Source organism: Candidatus Mycalebacterium sp., assembly GCF_977828045.1.
Genome location: NZ_CDWCUL010000011.1, coordinates 16,474 through 35,939 on the forward strand (window position 1 = coordinate 16,474; position 19,466 = coordinate 35,939).

General features: G+C 51.9%; 9 protein-coding genes. 5 read left to right on the forward strand and 4 right to left on the reverse strand.

The genetic code is table 11. From position 1 onward, the window contains the following. Window positions 1-10 precede the first annotated feature (10 nt). From gltB to thiI, 3 genes are all read right to left on the reverse strand, one after another. Complete coding sequence (gltB, locus tag ACY430_RS03390) at window positions 11-4,585, reverse strand: glutamate synthase large subunit (RefSeq protein WP_462137584.1); 4,575 nt, start codon at window positions 4,583-4,585, stop codon at window positions 11-13. 132 nt (window positions 4,586-4,717) lie between these two features. Beyond that, on the reverse strand, window positions 4,718-6,433 hold the full coding sequence (locus ACY430_RS03395; protein WP_462137488.1) for an NAD+ synthase: 1,716 nt from the start codon (window positions 6,431-6,433) through the stop codon (window positions 4,718-4,720). Continuing rightward, a complete protein-coding gene (gene thiI / locus ACY430_RS03400) occupies window positions 6,430-7,590 on the reverse strand; it encodes a tRNA uracil 4-sulfurtransferase ThiI (RefSeq protein ID WP_462137489.1) in 1,161 nt (386 codons plus the stop codon). The genes ACY430_RS03395 and thiI overlap by 4 nt, the downstream gene beginning before the upstream one ends. Before the next feature lie 59 nt (window positions 7,591-7,649). Here thiI and ACY430_RS03405 point away from each other — a divergent pair, with 59 nt between their 5' ends. From ACY430_RS03405 to ACY430_RS03425, 5 genes are read left to right on the forward strand one after another with little or no spacing between them, the layout of a single operon-like run. Beyond that, complete coding sequence (locus ACY430_RS03405; RefSeq protein ID WP_462137490.1) at window positions 7,650-10,556, forward strand: MXAN_5808 family serine peptidase; 2,907 nt, start codon at window positions 7,650-7,652, stop codon at window positions 10,554-10,556. Beyond that, window positions 10,553-11,305 carry a tRNA pseudouridine(38-40) synthase TruA gene (gene truA, locus ACY430_RS03410; RefSeq protein ID WP_462137491.1) on the forward strand — a complete coding sequence of 251 codons (753 nt, stop codon included), beginning with the start codon at window positions 10,553-10,555 and terminating at the stop codon, window positions 11,303-11,305. Before ACY430_RS03405 ends, truA begins: the two co-directional genes overlap by 4 nt. A gap of 12 nt (window positions 11,306-11,317) precedes the next feature. Beyond that, window positions 11,318-12,448: a 3-isopropylmalate dehydrogenase gene (gene leuB / locus ACY430_RS03415; RefSeq protein WP_462137492.1), complete on the forward strand. Its 1,131-nt coding sequence runs from the start codon at window positions 11,318-11,320 to the stop codon at window positions 12,446-12,448. Beyond that, window positions 12,400-15,603, forward strand: coding sequence for a transcription-repair coupling factor (gene mfd, locus ACY430_RS03420; protein ID WP_462137493.1), 3,204 nt, complete (start codon window positions 12,400-12,402; stop codon window positions 15,601-15,603). Before leuB ends, mfd begins: the two co-directional genes overlap by 49 nt. A 17-nt stretch (window positions 15,604-15,620) precedes the next feature. After that, window positions 15,621-16,556 (forward strand): peptidylprolyl isomerase, encoded by a 936-nt coding sequence (locus ACY430_RS03425; protein ID WP_462137494.1) that lies wholly within the window; start codon window positions 15,621-15,623, stop codon window positions 16,554-16,556. Here ACY430_RS03425 and gcvP read toward each other — a convergent pair. After that, window positions 16,553-19,444 (reverse strand): aminomethyl-transferring glycine dehydrogenase, encoded by a 2,892-nt coding sequence (gene gcvP / locus ACY430_RS03430; RefSeq protein WP_462137495.1) that lies wholly within the window; start codon window positions 19,442-19,444, stop codon window positions 16,553-16,555. The two genes, ACY430_RS03425 and gcvP, sit on opposite strands and share 4 nt — an antisense overlap. Window positions 19,445-19,466 lie beyond the last annotated feature (22 nt).

Consider the following 19,466-nt stretch of genomic DNA (forward strand, 5'->3'; position numbering starts at 1 on the left):
ATAATCTCCGCTAATTTCCGCCTACGCGCGCCGCGTCCTTGATGTTCTCTTCAAACGCCGTCATAAGCGCCTCATCGCCGCTTATCCCGCGCGCCTCAACCCTGCTTATGGACTCAAGCATACGCTTGTAATCCCTGGGCATAACCTTGACGAATTTCGCGAGAGCGCCGTCCCAATCGCTCAAAATCCCTTCCGCAACCGCGCTGGAAGTGTACTGGAAATGGCGCATAATCATCGTTTTGAGTTCCCGCTCGTCATCGGAACCAAGCCCCTCAACGCTAACGCCCTGAGTGTTGCAGTTTTTCTTTTCAAAATCGCCCCGCTCGTCAAACACATAGGCAACTCCGCCCGACATGCCCGCCGCAAAATTTCTTCCCGTGCACCCCAGAACCGTTACGCGCCCTCCGGTCATGTATTCGCAAGCGTGGTCTCCCACGCCCTCAACAACCGCGTTCACACCGCTGTTTCTGACGCAGAATCTCTCTCCGGCGATTCCGCGAATATACGCCTCACCCGCAGTGGCGCCGTAAAAGGCGACATTGCCGACTATGATGTTATCTTCGGCGACAAAGGTTGACTCCCGCGGCGGGAACACCGCGATTTTTCCGCCTGAAAGCCCTTTGCCGATGTAATCGTTTGAATCGCCTTCAAGCAGCATAGTCATTCCGCGCGGAACAAAAGCCGAGAAACTCTGCCCCGCCGAACCGCGAAAACGCAAAGTAACAGTGTCGTCTTCAAGAACTGAAGAGCCGTAGGCGGCGGAAATTTTGTTGCCCACAATCGTGCCGACCGTGCGGTCAGTGTTTTTGATTTCAATGTCCGCTTCCACTTTTTCGCGGTTTTCTATCGCCGGAGCGCAAATGGCGAGCAGTTTTGTCATGTCCAGAGAGTCCGCTATGCCGTGGTCCTGCTCCACACTGCGGTAGGTTCCGTAGTGGTCGGGAACATCGGGCGAATACAGAACGGCGTCAAGATTCACGCCGGACGCCTTCCAGTGGTTTTTGAGTCCGACGCTGTGGAGTTTGTCCGTTCTGCCTATCATCTCATTGACGGTGCGGAAGCCGAGTTCCGCCATAATCCGCCGCGTCTGCCGCGCGACAAAACGCATAAAATTGACCGCATGCGCGGGGTCGCCGGTAAATTTTTTGCGCAGTTCGGGGTTTTGAGTCGCCACGCCGACCGGACAGGTGTCCAGATGGCAGACCCTCATCATCACACAGCCGAGCGCGATTAGCGGAGCGGTTGAAAATCCGTATTCCTCCGCCCCCAGAAGCGCGGCTATGACAACGTCTCTGCCGGTTTTCATCTGCCCGTCCGTTTCAAGAACGACCCTGCTTCTGAGGTTGTTCAGCAGTAGAGTCTGGTGGGTTTCACTTATGCCGAGTTCCCACGGCAAACCGGCGTATTGGATGCTGTTCTGCGGAGACGCGCCTGTCCCGCCGTCATTTCCGCTTATGAGAATTACGTCCGCATGCCCTTTCGCCACCCCCGCCGCAATCGTGCCAACGCCGGCTTCGGAAACCAGTTTGACGTTTATCCGCGCGCCGGGGTTTGAGTTTTTGAGGTCGTATATCAATTCGGCAAGATCCTCAATTGAGTAGATATCATGGTGCGGCGGAGGCGATATGAGCCCCACTCCGGGGGTGGAAAGCCGTACTTTCGCTATCCACGGATACACCTTCTTGCCCGGAAGCTGCCCGCCCTCTCCGGGCTTTGCGCCCTGTGCCATTTTGATTTGAATCTCATCGGAGTTGGCAAGATACTCCCCCGTTACCCCGAACCTGCCGGACGCAACCTGCTTAATCGCGCTTCTTCTCAAATCGCCGTTTTCATCGGGAATCCATCTGCGCTTGTCCTCGCCGCCCTCGCCCGTGTTGCTTTTCCCGCCTATTCTGTTCATCGCCACGGCGAGGCTTTCGTGCGTTTCGGCGCTTATTGAACCGTATGACATCGCGCCCGTTTTGAACCTTTTGAGGATTTCCTCCTCCGGCTCAACCTCGTCAAGCGGAACCGGTTTTTTCGCGAATTTGAAGTCAAGCATTCCCCTGAGCGTGAACATGCTGCGCTCTTCCTCTCCTATCATTTTCGAAAAACGCTCAAAATATTCAAAATTGCCCGTACGGCAAGCGCTCTGGAGCGCGTGAACGGTCTGCGGGGAATACATGTGCGCCTCACCGTCCCTGCGCCACTGATAAACGCCGCCCTCGTCAAGAGGCGCGTCCCGTTCGCCCCTTTGAGGAAAAGCGTCCCGGTAACGCCGCGCCGCCTCTTCGGCGACAACTCCAATGCCTATTCCGCCGATGCGCGACTGCGTGCGCGCGAAATATTTTTCCACAAACGGCTCTGAAAGCCCCAGCGCCTCAAAAATCTGCGCGCCGTGATAACTCTGAATCGTGGATATGCCCATCTTGGACATAATTTTGACAACACCTTTTGTGAGCCCGGTGATGTAGTTTGCAAAGGCGGTTTCCGCATCGGTTTCAATCCTGCCCTCGCATATGCTCGCCTCTATGGTTTCAAAAGCCAGATACGGATTTACCGCGCTCGCGCCGTAGCCGATGAGAAGCGCGAAATGGTGAATCTCGCGCGGCTCGCCCGATTCAAGTACGATGCTCGCCTTCATCCGGTTACCGTTGCGTATGAGATGGTGATGAAGCCCCCCAACCGCAAGAAGCGCCGGTATGGGGCACTTGCCCGCGCCCGCGCCGCGGTCTGAAATAACGAGAATGTTTGCGCCTTTTTTTATCGCCTCTTCCGCTTTTACAAACATCTTTTCAAGCGCGGATTCAAGCCCTTTGCCGCCGCTTTCGGGGTCAAAAAGACTTTCAAGAACTGCGGACTTGAAACCTCCGGTTGTGATTTTTTTAATCTTCGCCATATCACCGTTTGAAAGAACGGGGCTGTCAAGCTGGATCACTTTGCAACTGTCGGGCGCGGGAGAAAATATGTTTCCCATTGCGCCGAGATTCATATTTGAGGCGGTTACTATCTCCTCTCTGATTGAGTCTATGGGCGGGTTGGTTACCTGCGCGAACATCTGATTGAAGTAGTTGTAGAGAAGTTTGGGCTTCTGCGAAAGAACGGCAAGCGGAACATCGCGCCCCATTGCGCCGACCGTCTCAACACCGCTTGCCGCCATCGGCTCAAGCAAAATCCGTATCTCCTCAAACGTGTATCCGAACATCTTTTGCTGAACCGTAATTTCGTCGCCGGAAAAACCGCCGTGCACGGGAGCGTCCTTAAAATCAGACAGACGCTTCATGTGCTTTTCAGTCCAGTCCGTATACGGGGCGGCGTTTGAAAGGGCGGACTTAATCTCCTCATCGCCAATAATTTTGCCCTGCCGTGTGTCCACAAGCAGCATCCTTCCGGGCTCAAGACGCCCTTTGTAAACAACCTTTTCAGGCGCAAGCGGAAGAACACCGACCTCGGAGGAAAGAACAACCGTGTCATCGGTTGTAACGTAGTATCTGCTGGGGCGCAAGCCGTTTCTGTCCAGCACCGCGCCAACTTTTTCGCCGTCCGTGAAGCAGATGGACGCGGGGCCGTCCCACGGCTCCATCAAACAGCCGTGGTAACGGTAAAACGCCTTTTTCGCCGCATCCATGTCTTTGTGTTTGAGCCACGGCTCGGGCACCATCATCATAACGGCGCGCTCAATCGGGAACCCCGAAAGCACAAGAAGTTCAAGGCAGTTATCAAAAGCCGCGCTGTCACTCTGACAGGGCTCAATGAAGGGGAAAATCTCATCGGGCTGTTCACTGAAAGCGCCGCCTGAGCCGCCGAGCATGGGTTGCCGCGAGCGCATCCAGTTGGTGTTTCCGCGCAGGGTGTTGATTTCGCCGTTATGGATTATGTAGCGGTAGGGGTGCGCCCTGTCCCAGCTCGGCGTCGTGTTTGTGCTGAAACGCGAATGGACAAGCGCGATGGCGCTTTCAACCCGTTCATCATTCAGGTCGGGGTAGTATGAGGAGATCTGCCCGGTGGTCAGCATTCCTTTGTAAACAATGGTTTTTGACGAAATGCTTGAGATGTAAAATCCGTCCGCGGAAATAAGTTTTTCCGCCTGTTTTCTTATGACAAAAAGCTCTCTCTCAAAATCCGTGCCCGCCTCCGCGGCGCCGCGCCCTATGAACGCCTGACACACAAACGGCTCACAACCCCGTGAAGTGTTGCCGAGCAAAGAGTTGTCAGTCGGCACGGCGCGTGAGCAGAGAAACTTCCGCCCCCGGTCTTTGACGATTTTTTCAAACTGTTTGAGAACCCCGGCACGCTGTTTTTCGTCTTTGGGGGCGAACATCATGCAGATCCCGTAATCGCCCGGAGCGGGAAGTTCAACGCCTTGCTCCGCGCACACCACGCTGAAAAACCCGTGCGGAATTTGAAAAAGTATTCCCGCGCCGTCCCCCGTTTCGGGCTCGCATCCGCACGCCCCCCTGTGTTCAAGGTTGCGTAAAACGGTGAGCGCATCCGCCACTATCAAGTGCGACTTCACGCCCTTTATGTTCACAACAAATCCCACTCCGCACGCATCGTGCTCAAAAGTGGGGTCGTAAAGACCTTGCTTTTCAAGAGAAAAACCCATCAAACACCCTTTTTTTGAGGGGAAAACCAACGCAGCTCCGCCGCGCGAACCGGATAAAAATCACGGCTGTAACCCTAATTTGAAGGGTAACAGAAAAAACGCCCTTTTCAAAGGCGCGGAACGGGAGACAAATCAGTTGTGGTAAAAGTTCGTGATGGGCATACGCCGGTCTTTGCCGAACGCCTTGCGTGTCAGTTTTACGCCCGGAGGGGTCTGTCGCCTTTTGTATTCATTGCGGTCAACAAGGTCAACGATTTTCCGCACGGCCCCGGCGGACGCGCCGGAAAGGGAAATCACTTCGGCAACGCTTCTGTCATCTTCAACATAGTGTTTCAAAATCCCGTCCAGAACGTTATACGGCGGCAAGTTGTCTGAATCGCGCTGGTTTGCCTTGAGTTCGGCGGACGGGGGCTTTTCAATAACCGCCTTCGGAATGGCTTCAAAACCGCGCTTTTTGTTGTAGTGGCGCGCGAGTTCGTAAACAAGGGTTTTCTTCACGTCCTTTATGACGGCGAAGCCGCCCGCGGTGTCGCCGTAGAGCGTGGAATACCCGACGCTGAGTTCGCTTTTGTTTCCGGTCGTGAGAACAAGCCGGCCGAAACGGTTTGAAAAGGCCATGAGAATGTTGCCGCGCACGCGTGCCTGTATGTTTTCAAGCGCGATGCTTGATTTTTCGCCCGCACGGAGTTTGAACGGCTCCGGCGCGTGTTTTTTGTAGGAAGAAATAATCCCCTCAATTGGAATAGAGCGAAGCTCAATTCCCAGATTCGCGGCGAGGGTTTGCGAGTCTTTTATGCCGGATTTTGAACTGAAAATGGACGGCATGTTCACTGCGACAACCCTTTCAGGACCCAGCGCCTCAACCGCGACCGCACTGACAAGAGCGGAATCAATACCTCCCGAAAGGCCTATTACAACAGTCTCAAAGCTGTTTTTTTCAACATAGTCGCGCGTGCCGAGAACAAGGGCGGAGAGGATTTCATCGTTTCGGGCGGCAAAAGGCGTTATTTGCGGGAGAGGGGCGGCGCGCTTTTTTGTAAGGCGTGTCTTCGCGGCGGGAAATTTGATTTTGTACTCGGCGCGGCGTTTTCTCCCGGGCGTGGAGACATCAAAATCGGCAAAAATCATATCTTCACAAAAACCCGGAGCCCTCGCGGTTACGGCTCCTTTTTTGTCAAAAAAAGCGCTGTGTCCGTCAAAAACAAGTTCGTCCTGTCCGCCCGTCATGTTGCAGAAAGCGAGCGCCGTGCCGGCTTTTTTCGCCCGTGCGCGAAGCATCTTCTCCCTCGTGGCGGGTTTGCCGATTGAATACGGCGAAGCCGATATGTTGATTATCAAATCCGCGCCGCGCCGCGCCTGCTCAAACGCGGGACCGTCTTCAAACCAGATGTCTTCGCAGATGCTCACGCCCATTGCGAACCCCCCGCCCTCAAAAAGCGCCGCGCCGTCTCCGGGCGCGAAATAGCGGTTTTCATCAAAAACACCGTAGTTGGGAAGCAGATTTTTCCTGTGAATTCCGGCGATTTTTCCACCCGATATTACCGCCGCGGAGTTGTAAAAAACGGGTGATTGTTTTGTTCCGCGCCTCTCCGCAAAACCCGCGACAACCGTGAGGGGATAGGCGCACTTCACTATTTGCTCAAGCCCTTTGAGATTTTTGTCTATGAATCCGGGTTTGAGAAGCAGGTCTTCAGGCGGATATCCGCAAACGGCGAGTTCGGGAAAACAAATGATGTCCGCACGGGAGGCGAGCGCTTTTTTAATTTCGCGTTTAATCTTTGAAACATTGCCGCTGATGTCGCCCACGCGGCAGTTAATCTGGCACAGAGCCACCCGCACGATGCTCATTCATGCCCTCCTGCGGGACTGTACTGCTCAACATCACCGAGCGTGGCGGCGGCTATTTCGTCCATTGAAACCTTTTCTTCAAGACGCCTGAGAACTGAAATCCGGCACTTCGTTCTCGGAGACGGCGAAACAAGCGAGCAACATTCGTTATACGGCTTGATGCTGTGTTCGTAGGTTCCGGCGCGGCGCGCTTTTTCAACTATTTCGTTTTTATCCCAGCCAAAAAGCGGGCTCAGCACAAGATGGTCAAGCCCGATGTAGGCGCTGCCGATGTTTTCAATGGTCTGCGAAGCGACCTGCCCTATGCAATCTCCGGTAACGATGCCCCCGTAACCGTGCTCCGCGGCAAACGCACTTGCGGTTTTGAGCATAAATCTTCTGAAAAGAACAAGTTCGTAGCCCCTGAATGAGCCCGTGTCCGGGAAATCCGTGAGCGCGCGGCTCTGAAAAAATTTGTAAGGCGCAAAAAACAGCCTGGAAGCGGGAGCGTAACGGCGTAGAACGCCGAAAATATCCGTTATTTTGGTGTCAAGCACGCCGGAGAAATCGGGGAAAACATGGAAATGGAGAAAATCAACATTGCAACCGCGCTTCATCGCGCAAAGAGCGGCGACCGGAGAGTCAATGCCGCCTGAAAGAAGGCACAAAAGAGGGGCTGAAGTGCCGACCGGAAGCCCGCCGAGACCGGGCTTTTTTTCAAAATGCAGGCGCGCGGTGTCAGAGTCAATGCGGATATAGACCGGCAGGTCGGGCGCGGAGATGTTGACTTTGAGCCCGAAACGCAAGCGTATTTCCTCACCAACTTTGGACGCGATTTCGGATGATTTCATCGGAAACCGCTTATCAGAGCGTTTGACGAAAACAGCGAAGGTTTTTTTCCCGCCGCCGCATGAGGAAAGAATTTCCCCCACTTCTCGCAGAGTGAGTTTCACAATTTCATCAAGATTTTTCGGGCATGTGTGGCAACGCGCATACCATGAAATCCCGAAAACTTTTCCGAGATTTTCGGGATTTCCTTCACGCATAACAACGCGCTCTCTGTGTGCCTCAAACCGCCCGCCGGTTATGACCTCGGCGTTGCGCACAAGAGCGGCGGTGAAATCGCTCCGGTTCTTCCCCTTGAGCGTCAAATCCCCGTAGTGAACAAGAACTTCCATCCGGATTGTGTATTATACACCACCTTATCTCGAGCGCGGAACACCGAACTTTGGGAAAATTGAAAAAACATATATTGACGGGCATTTGCGCCCTGTGTGTGTATGCCGTTGCAAACATCTCAATTCCCGCCGTTTCTCAGGAACATCAGTCCCCTCAAATTATCGGAGAGGTTTTTGAGATTTTAAGTGAGAAATTTGTGAGCAAATCCGAGATTGATTTTGAGGAAATGCTCAAAGAGGGGCTTAACAACCTTGAAATCAGCATAGACGAGGTTCTTGTTAAGTGGAATAAAAACGAAAAATCGTTTGAACTTGTGGTGGGGGAGAGGAGAAAAAGTTTCCGCAGCGCAAAACTGCGCTCGTGGAGCGATCTTGAAAAAATATCAAGCGAGGTGTTTTCTTTTGTGAGTTTAAGCGCGCATGAATGGGAAAAAGAAAACGAAAAAATAGAGTACACAATGGTCAACGGAATGCTCGCAGCCATAGACCGCCATTCGCGCATTATTCCCCCGAGAGACTATAAAGATTTCATAATTGAGACCGAAGGCAGTTTTTCGGGGCTCGGAATTGTCATCAGCACGCGCAAGGGGTGGATAACCGTCATTTCCCCGATTGAAGACACTCCCGCTTACAGGGCGGGAATTAAAGCCGGTGATAAAATTGTCCAGATAGAAAATGAGTCAACCGTGAATATGTCTCTGGTTGAGGCCGTGCACAGGCTCAGGGGACCAAAGGGCGAGCCCTTAAACATAAGAATACTCAGAGACTCAATGGAAAAACCCGAACCCCTCACGATAGTGAGAGACATAATAAAAATAGAAAGCGTTGAGGATTACGTTTTTTCGGACGGAATCCTCTACATGAAAATTAAAAATTTTCAGAGAAACACTACCGAAAGCGCGGTTGAAGCCCTGAAAAAAAGAAAAAAAGAGCGCAAGATTACGGGAATAATTCTTGATTTAAGAGACAATCCCGGCGGACTTTTGTCTCAAGCGGGCCTTATTTCCGACCTTTTCCTGAAATACGGCACCGTCTTCAGCGTTAAAACCGGCGACGACATCAGAGAGCGTCCCGCCAATGCAAGAGATATTTTTGAACTGCGGGAAAAAACAGTTGTTTTAATTAATTCCGGCACTGCGAGTGCGTCTGAAATTGTAACCGGAGCCCTCAAAGAGAACGACAGAGCGCTCACAATGGGAACAAAAACTTTCGGCAAAGGCTCAATTCAGGACATTTTTGAACTTGAAGACGGCTCGGCACTGAAACTCACGATAGGCGGCTATCTTATTCCCGGAAATATCTCTATTCACAAAGTCGGCATAATGCCCGACATATTTATTGAACAGGTTGATTTCTCAGAAAAAAGAACAATTTACAAAACTCCCGAATTCTCTTTCCTGCTTGAAAAATACAGAGAGGAAAACAAGAACGAAAAAGACTGGCGTGAGCCCAACCCGCCTTTCTATGCGTTCAAAATTCTCAACGAATCGCTCCTTTCCGATGACGACGAAAACAAGAAACGCAAGAATGTGTCAAAAAAGGAAAAAATGAAAGAAAAGGAAAAAGACCCGCTAATCACGGCGGCACGCCGGATAATAAACATGGCTGACGGAGCTTACAGAAGCGACATGCTCAAAACGGCCGGAAAGGTTCTTGAAAGCATCGGCGAAGAAGATGGGCGCATAAGGGAAAAACTCGCGAAATTCAAAGTGGACTGGTCGTTGAACGGGGAAACAACTGAAAAAAAACCGCAAATTCGCTCAAAAATCACTCCGGCCAACGGAATATTCAAAGCCGGAGAAAAATCCGAAATAAATATTGAAGTTACAAATCTCGGAAGTGAACCGATTTACAGGCTCACCGCCGTTACTGATTCGGGAAATCCTCTTCTGGACAACAAAGAGTTTATTTTCGGAAAAATCGACCCCGGCAAAAAATCATCATGGAAAACCGAACTGAAAATTCCCGACAACGCCTCAACACGCAATGATGAATGCGTTATCAGGTTTTTTGACTCCTCCAAAAAAGAGGTTTTTTCTCAAACCTTCACTGCCGCGGTTGAGGGAAAAGTCAGCCCCTCCATCAGTTACAACTACGAAATAATTGATGATGGCAGGTTCGGCTCAAAAGGCAACGGTGACGGAAGAATAGATAAAAAAGAAACAATCTCTCTGCTTTTCAGAATAAAAAACACCGGCAAAAGTGAAGCCGAAGAACTGGGAATTTATTTGAAAAACCGGTCGGGCAAAAAACTTTTTCTTGAAAAAGCCATAGAGCAAATGGGGGAAATAAAACCCGGCGAATCAAAGGACGTGGTGATGAAATTCAGCGTTAAGGGCGAATGGGGAAAAGAAGAATACCCCGACATGGCAGAATTTGATCTTATCGCGAACGACTTTCAAATCGGATTTTTCTCAAAATACGAAATAACCATTCCGGCGCACGAACCGGCGGGTTTTTCCCGCAAGAAGGAAATCGTTCAAACAACCGCGGACGCCGTTATACTCGGCGGCAGTTTTGAAGACGCGCAGGAGGTTTCGGTCGCCAAGGAGGGGTCTTCCTACATATCTGAGGGACGGGTCGGCGAGTGGTCAAAGGTGCGGCTCGACAAAAAAAGAAGCGGTTGGATAAAAACCGACATAACTTCGCCCTCACAAGGCAAAGCAAAGCCCGATTTTATTTATGCACTTAAAAGCCCCCCGGCAATACGGCTTGGTTCTCAAGTGTTGCTGACGGACAAAAAAGAGATAGAAATAAATGGTTCAGTGAGCGACTCTGACCCCGTGGTCAACATCTCCTTTTTCAACAATGGCGACAAAATACACATTATAAATTCGGAGGGTAAAAATCAGAATTTTAAATTCAACCTTCCCCTTGAAGACGGCGTGAACGAACTGAAAATAACCGCAAAAGACTCCGGCAATCTCAAAAGCGTCCGCACCTTTTATATAAGAAAAAAGAGTTGAGAAACATTAAAATAACAGTTGAATACGAAGGCACCGATTACAGCGGCTGGCAGAGACAGAAAAACTCCGGCGAAACAATTCAGGAAAAAATAGAAAACGCCCTGCTGAAAATTACAAATGAAAAAATATCGGTTGCGGGCTCGGGCAGAACGGATGCGGGCGTTCACGCAATCGGCCAGGTCGCAAATTTTCTCACTTCGTCAAAAATGAGCGAGGAAAAACTCTGCAAGGCGCTTAATTCGGTTTTGCCGCGCGACATAACGGTAAAATCGCTTGAGGAAGCCCCCGCAGGTTTTCATTCGCGCGTTTGCTCAAAGAAAAAAACATATTTTTACAAAATACTCAACCGCGCCGCGCCACCCGCTCTGGACAGAAAAACATGCTGGTATATACCGCAAAAACTGGATGTGAATTCAATGAACGCCGCATGCGCGTGCCTCGCGGGAAAACATGATTTTGCCGTGTTCGCGAACGCGGACGCGAAGGTAAAAACAACCGTGAGAACGGTTTTTTCCGCAAATATAAAACGGGACGGGGACTTTATAATTTTCACAATTTCCGCGGACGGATTTCTCAAACGCATGGTGCGGCTTATTGTCGGAACGCTTGTGCGTGTGGGCAAGGAAACCCTAACCGTCAAAGGTTTCGGGGAAATTCTAAAAACCGGCGAAAAAACCCGCGATGTCATCGCCGCTCCACCGCAGGGGCTTTTTCTTGACAATGTTGAGTATAATGCCCGGCACGTTTGAAAATATGCCGAAATGGGCGACCAAATCAACGCCACAAGGAAAAGTGATATACTGACCCCTCAAATGCCGAAAATTCTTGTAATTCCCGGAGACGGAATCGGTTCCGAAGTAATTTCTGCGGCTCTCGGCGTTCTCTCGGAAGCCGAAAAAATATCCGGCGTTTCGTTTGAAAAAGAAACCGAACTGTTCGGCGGTTGCTCAATAGACAAACACGGCGTTCCCGTAACGGATGAGGTTCTCGCCAAGGCGCAAGCCACAGACGCAGTGCTTCTCGGAGCGGTCGGAGGGGAAAAGTGGGAAAATGTTGAACACTCAATCAAGCCGGAAACGGGACTTTTAACTCTCAGAAAACAACTTAAAACCTACGCGAATCTGCGTCCCGCAAAGGTCTATCCGGCGCTCGCGGACGCCTCAACGCTCAAAAAAAATGTTGTTGCCGGAACGGACATTCTCGTTGTGCGCGAACTCACGGGAGGCATCTATTTCGGCGAACCGAGGGGAATTAAAAACAAGCCCGGCGGTGAACTTGAGGGAATAAACACTCTGCGCTATTCAACGGGCGAAATAGAGCGGGTGGCGCGGCGCGCTTTTTCGGCGGCACGGTCACGAAAAGGGATTTTGACCTCCGTTGACAAATCCAACGTTCTTGAGTCAATGGTTCTGTGGCGCGACACGGTTTCAAAAATCGGGTGCGATGAATTTCCCGATGTTAAACTTGACCACCTGTATGTGGACAACGCGGCGATGCAGCTCATAAGAAGGCCCGGAAGTTTTGATGTGATTCTCGCGGGCAATCTGTTCGGGGACATAATAAGCGATGAGGCGGCGCAATTGACCGGCTCGCTGGGCATGCTTCCTTCGGCGAGCATAGGGGACGGCGGGGCAATATATGAGCCGGTTCACGGAAGCGCACCGGACATCGCGGGCAAAGACATCGCCAACCCCATCGCCGCCATACTTTCCGTCGCGATGATGCTCAAATACTCTTTCGCGATGGACGAAACCGCTGAACAAATAGACTGCGCGGTGGAAAGTGCGCTTGATGAAGATTTCAGAACGCCTGACATTTACGAAAAAGGAAAAAAGAAAGTCGGATGCCGCAAAATGGGAGAAATAATAGCGGGCAAACTGCGCGGCGCGTAGAGCAAGAATCCGCAAAGACCATCGCGGATAAATTCAGCCATTTTGCGTCCGACACCGGAAACAAAATCGGGGAACTCACCGCCCTTTTGCGGCGCGGCCGCGAAAAAATACAGGTTTCCGGACTCACCGGAGGCGCGGTATTCCTCACTGCCGTTCTCACACAAAAATTCCTGAAAACCCGTGTTCTTTATATTGCGGGCTCAAAGGAAAACCTCCGCCGTGCGAGTAAAGCTGTGGAAACTTTCACGGGCGAAGAACCTCCGGTCTTAAACCCGCGCGAAACCTCTTTCGCCGTGCGGGCTCAAGTAGCCCCGATTGTGTGCGCGGATATTGAAACAATCTTTGAAAAAATTGTGTCTCCGTCTTTTCTGCAATCGGCGTCAATTCCGGTAAAAACCGGAGACGAAATTGAGCGCGACAATTTTATACGGCGGGTTTCCGAAGCCGGCTATGAAAAAAAAGAGTTCGCGCGCCTTGAAGGCGAAATGAGTGTAAGAGGAGCCATTGTTGACATCGCACGCGCAGGAAAGCAGCCTCCCCTGCGCGTTGAGTTTGCGGGTGACAAAATAAGGTCAATGAGGACTTTTGACCCGCAAACACAAATATCCGAAACGCGAACGGAAAAAGAGCGGATTCTGCCCGCCGCAAGCGCGGACAACGGCGCGGCTTTGTCATCAATTTTTGACTGCTGCGGAAAAAACACGGTCGTTTTTATTGAAACTTCGCAGGGCGGCGTTGAGCAGACTCTCAAAGACCTCGCTCCTGAAAACAGGGAAAACATTTTGAGTGTCCGTGAAATCACAGAGGAGATTGAACAACGCAAAACGGTGGAAGTTCCGGCATTCGGCGCGGGCGAAATTGATTTCCAAACCTCAAAAACCGCGCGCGCGGACACCGGAACGACCACTTCGGGCAAAATGCTCGGCGCGGCAAAACGCCTGCGCGAGAGCGGCTACGAACTGAAACTTTTTCTTGAGAGCAAAAACGAAATTGAAAAAATACGGGAAATTTTCGCCGAACAGGGTGTCGATACCGCGGATTTTTTTGAGGGAACATCGGGCGGGGGTTTTGTTTTTCCCGACATCGGAACGGCTTTTATAGACGAACGTGATTTCGCCGAAAAAATACCCGCCGTAAAACCCCGCAGCGCGAAAGGGAAATTTCCGGTGTCCGGGTTTGAAGCGAATTTCGGAGATATAAAAGACGGTGATCTCATCGTCCACCGCGAATTTGGAATCGGGATATTCCGGGGTTTGAAAAATCTGACCATACGGGGGGAGAAAGCCGATTTTATAGAGTGTGAATATCACGGCGGCGATAGCGTTTACGTGCCCGTATTAAAGTTCAAATTTCTGCACAGATATGTTGGAAACGAAGACGAAATGCCGAAAATTGACAAACTGGGCTCCGCCGCATGGGTCAAAACCGTGCGGGGCGCAAAACAGGCAACTGAAACGGTCGCCAGAGAATTGCTTGAGCTTTACGCAAGCAGAAAGTCCGACGACGGGCACAGTTTTTCCAAGCCGGATGTGGAGTTTCGCGAGTTTGAAATAGGTTTTATGTTTGAAGAAACGCCCGACCAGAAAAAAGCCATTGAAGACGTTATGGAAGACATGGAATCGCCGCGCCCGATGGATCGGCTGATTTGCGGCGACACCGGTTTCGGCAAAACCGAAGTGGCTTTACGGGCGGCTGTAAAAGCCGTGATGGACGGCTTCCAGGTCGCCTTCATAGCGCCCACCACACTGCTTGTGGTGCAGCATCTTAAAACCGCGCGGGGCCGTCTTGAAAAGTTCCCCGTGAATGCGGTCGCGTTTTCAAGATTCAACTCTCCGAGTGAGGAAAAAGCCGTTCTTGAGGGCATGGAGCGCGGAACGGCGGACATCGTAATCGGAACGCACAAACTTCTCGGCAACAAGGTCAAATTCAAAAATCTTGGTCTTATGATAATAGATGAAGAGCACAAATTCGGTGTCAGGCACAAGGAAAAACTGAAAACGCTCAAAGCGAACCTTGATGTGCTTTCGCTGTCGGCAACTCCAATCCCGCGAACGCTTCAACTGTCGCTCACGGGAATAAGGGACATAAGCACGATTCATTCCCCTCCACACGGGCGGCTTCCCGTGAAAATACAGATTAGGAAATGGGACGCGCCCCTGATACGCGACCTTGTTGAGCGGGAAATTGCGCGCGGCGGCGGCGTATTTTTCATCCATAACAGGATTGAAACCATCGCTGCGGTGGCAAACCGCCTCAAAGAGATAGTCCCGCAGGTTTCAACCGGGGTTACTCACGGAAGAATGGGCAAAAAAGACCTTGAAACGAGGATTGAAAAGTTCGCGCGCGGAGACACGGACATGCTGATAACAACCTCAATAGTGGAGTCCGGACTGGACATCACAAGGGCTAATACAATAATCATCAATGACGCGCACACCTTCGGCATCGCGGACCTTTATCAACTCAAAGGGCGCGTGGGCAGAGGCAGGGAACAGGCGCACGCCTGCCTGTTGGTGAGCAACAAACATTCGCTCACTGAAACCGCGTGGAAACGACTTGAGAGGTTTGCGGAACTGTGGGACTTCGGCTCCGGATACGAACTCGCTTTCTCTGATATGCGCATGAGAGGGGTGGGAAATCTGTTCGGTGTTGCGCAGTCCGGGCATGTCGCCGCTGTCGGGGTTGAGTTCTATCTTGATATGCTGCGCGAGGCGGTGGAGAAACTGAAAACCGGCAAGCCGCGCCGCAAGGTTGAGCCGGAAATCAGAACGAAAATTGAGGCGCGCATTCCCGAAGACTATGTGAAAAACGGCGGCGAGAGGCTTGTGTTTTACAAAAGAATCTCATTGGCGTCCGCGATGAGCGAGGTCAAAGAGATTAAAAGGGAACTCACAGACCGCTTCGGTCCCGTTCCGCGCTGCCTCGCCAACCTGCTTGCGCTCACCGAACTCAAAACAGTGCTTAAAAAACACTCGGTCGGTTTTATGGAAATAGACGCTGAAAACGCGGGCGCTTACGCAACAAAAGACGGCACGGACACGAAAGCGCTTTTTTCTAAAACCCGGGACGGATGGAAAATACGCTCTCTCGGAGGGCTTCCCGAACCGGCGGCCAGAAGCGCGGCGCGGCTGCTTTCTTCTATAAAACAGGTTTAGGGTGTACAATAGCGCTCGTGAATCGCTCCAAAATAATCTTAACGCTTGCGCTCGCGGTTGTGTTCGTTTTTCCGGGACTGTCGGCCGCCGAACCCGTTGACGGCATAGCGATTGTAGTCAATGACTCTGTTGTCACTCTTTCCGAATACGGGAAAAAAGAAAGAGAGATAAAAAGCCGGTTTCCGCAGGCAAACCGCAAAGAGATAGTAAACGCCGTTGTGCAGGAAATGATCCTCACGCAGACAGCGGAGGGAAAAAACTTGAGCGTCTCAAAGGACGAACTCGCCGCCGCAGTTAAAATATTCAAACAGTCCCAGGAACTCAACGACGAGGGACTCGTCAATTTTCTCGCGAAAAAACAAACCACGCTGAATGAGTTTTTCAGCGAGATAAAGATTCAACTTTTAACCTCAAAACTTGTCCGGCATGAGGTGGAGCGTCTGGGGTTTTCGATGGACGAGAAAAAAATTGAGGAGTTCTATCTGCGCATCAATCCGGACGCAAGCAGAGACTCTCAGGTGAGAATAGCGCACATTCTTTTGCCCAAAAACGGCTCGCGCGCGCTTGAAAACGCGCGCGCAATCGCGGACAGGGCAAAAGCCGAAGGAGCGGATTTCGCCGCGCTCTCGTTGCGGCACTCAACGGATGTCCGAACCGCGAGCAAGGGCGGAGACCTCGGATATTTCACCTACGGCGAACTCATTAAACCCTTGCGCGAAGCCGTGGACGGAGCGCAGGCGGGCGACATCAACGGACCCGTTGAGTCAAAAGCCGGATTTCATATAGTTAAAGTGATAGCCATCAAGGAAGGCGGAACTCTTGTTCCGCCTGAAATGAGACTCTCTCTGATTGATAAAATCGCCACGATTGAGTCCGAACGCATAATAGCCTCCCTCATAGAGGAGGGGGTTGAAAGTTCCCACATAGACGTAAGAATCCCGCAGGCGAATTAATCCTCTTCATACGCATCCGGCGGCGGGCAGGTGCAGAATAGGTTTCTGTCTCCGTAGGCGTTGTCTATGCGCGAGACCGCGGGCCAGAACTTATTTTCAGCGACAAAATCAGCCGGGAAGCACGCTTTTTGCCGCGAATACGGCAAGTCCCACTTTTCAGATGTAACATTTTTTGCCGTGTGCGGGCTGTTTTTCAGCACATTGACAACCCTGTCTTCCGAGCCGGACTCTATCTCGGCGATTTCAGCGCGGATTTTTTCAAGCGCCTCGCAGAAACGGTCAATCTCGGCTTTTGATTCGCTCTCAGTCGGCTCTATCATTATCGTGCCCGCAACCGGCCATGAAACGGTCGGCGCGTGAAACCCATAGTCCATAAGTCTTTTGGCAAAATCCTCAACTTCAATATCGGCGGTCTTCTTGAACTCTCTCAAATCCAGAATGAACTCGTGGGCAACTCTTCGCCTATCGCCCTCATACAGAACCTTGTAAGTCCGCGCGAGCCGCTGTTTCATGTAATTGGCGTTGAGTATGGCGTGCATGGTAGCGCGCCGCGAGCCTTGCGAGCCGAGCAGTTTTATATATGCATAGGAAACGATGGATATGCTCGCGCTTCCCCACGGAGCCGAAGAGACCGGAGCGGTTCCGCCCGGTCCGGAGTCCTCAAACGGATGCCCGGGCAGAAATGCGGCCAGATGCTCCGCGACGCAAATGGGGCCCATTCCGGGCCCGCCGCCGCCGTGCGGTATGCTGAAAGTTTTGTGCAGATTAACATGGCACAAATCCGCCCCTATGAATGCGGGGTTTGTGATTCCGACCTGCGCGTTGAGGTTTGCGCCGTCCATATAGACCTGCCCGCCGTGTTCGTGAACAATTGAGCAGACCCGTTTTATGTCTTTCTCAAAAACCCCGTGCGTGGAGGGATAGGTAATCATTATCGCGGCGAGAGAAGCGGAGTGCTCGGAGCATTTTTTCTCAAGATCCTTGATGTCTATTGAGCCGCCCTGCGTGCAGCCGGTTATAACAACCTTCATTCCCGCCGCCGCCGCGCTCGCGGGATTTGTTCCGTGAGCCGAAGACGGCACAAGAACCACGTTCCTGCCCTCATCCCCGTTGCTCCTGTGGTAAGCCCTTATGACCATAAGTCCGGCGAATTCCCCCTGAGCGCCGGAGTTCGGTTGCAGGGACGCGGCGGAAAATCCGGTTATTTCACAAAGACTCGCGCCGAGTTCGGTTATGAGCCGCTCATACCCCTTCAACTGGTCGCGCGGGGCGAACGGGTGAATGTTCGCAAAACCGCTCAAACTTACGGGAGCAAGTTCCGAAGCGGAATTGAGTTTCATCGTGCATGAACCCAGAGGTATCATGGAGTGGGTAAGGGAAAGGTCTTTATTTTCAAGCCGTTTTAAGTATCTGACCATCCCGGTTTCCGAATGGTGCGTGTTAAAAACCTGATGGGACAGAAAACCGGTTTTTCTCGCGAGCGCGCCGCGCATGTCTTTTTCCTCCGAAACCGCGCCTTGCGGTATTTCGGGCGCGGCGGCTGAAACCGCTTCTGAGAATATCCGTAAAATCAGTTTCAATTCCGCCGTTTCGGTCGTCTCGTCAAGCGAAATGCCGACCCTGTTCCGGTCGTGAAGAAAGTTCGCGCCGTTTTTGAGCGAAATTTCCCTGATCCTCTCTGCGGTTCCTTCGGGCATTTGCGAAAGATCAAACGAAAGGGTGTCAAAAAAACACTCGCCATCGCACGAAAATCCGAGTTTCTCAAGTTCGCGTGAAAGAACGACCGCCGAGGAATGAATTTTCCGCGCCATTTTTTCAAGCACTTCGGCGCCGTGATACACGCAATACATCGCCGCCATAATCGCGGGCAGAGATTGCGCGGTGCAGATGTTGGAAGTCGCCTTTTCCCTTCTTATGTGCTGCTCACGCGTCTGAAGCGACATTCTGTAAGCGCGCAAGCCGTCGCGGTCAACCGAAACACCGATAATCCTGCCCGGAACCTGACGCTGAAAATCGCTTCGGGTCGCGAAATAAGCCGCGTGGGGTCCCCCGCAACCCATCGGAACGCCGAACCGCTGGGTTGAGCCTACAACAGCGTCCGCTCCAATCTCTCCGGGAGGAGTGAAAATCGCGAGAGACAAAATATCCGCCGCGACTGCCACGAGAACCCCCTCTTTGTGGGCTTTCTCAATGAAAGCGGAGTAATCGCGCGCTCGCCCGTATCTGTCCGGAAACTGAAGCAACGCGCCGAAAAAACCGCCCTCAGGGTCAAAACTCTCAAAATCACCAACAACCATCTCTATTCCGAGCGGCTCGGTTCGAGACTTCAAAACCTCAATCGTCTGCGGAAAGCAGCCGGAATCAACAAAAAACCTGTTTGGCGCTCGCGCGCGCGATTTTCCGGAAGCGATTCTGTGAAACATCGCCATCGCCTCGCACGCCGCCGTTGATTCGTCAAGCAGAGAAGCGTTGGCAATATCCATCGCGGTCAAATCGCATACAACGGTTTGAAAATTGAGAAGCGCTTCCAGCCGCCCTTGCGCAATTTCCGCCTGATAGGGGGTGTATTGCGTATACCAACCGGGGTTTTCCAGAACGTTTCTTTTAATCACCTCCGGCGTCTTACAACCGTAGTAGCCGAGCCCGATGAAAGATTTGAACTGCTTGTTGAGTGAAGCAACCTCCCTCATGCGTGCGGCGAAAGAGTGTTCGTCCTCAGCGGGCGGCAGGGAAAGGGGTTTGTCATTCAGAATGTCGCGGGGAACCGCCTGCTCTATGAGTTCATCAAGCGATTTGACACCGATGGCGCCGAGCATCTGTTCGGAGTCCGCGCCGGCAGACCCGATGTGCCTGAACTCAAAACCGTCTAAATGGTAGGTTTTACTCATCAACAACCTTTGAGGGCGGGGA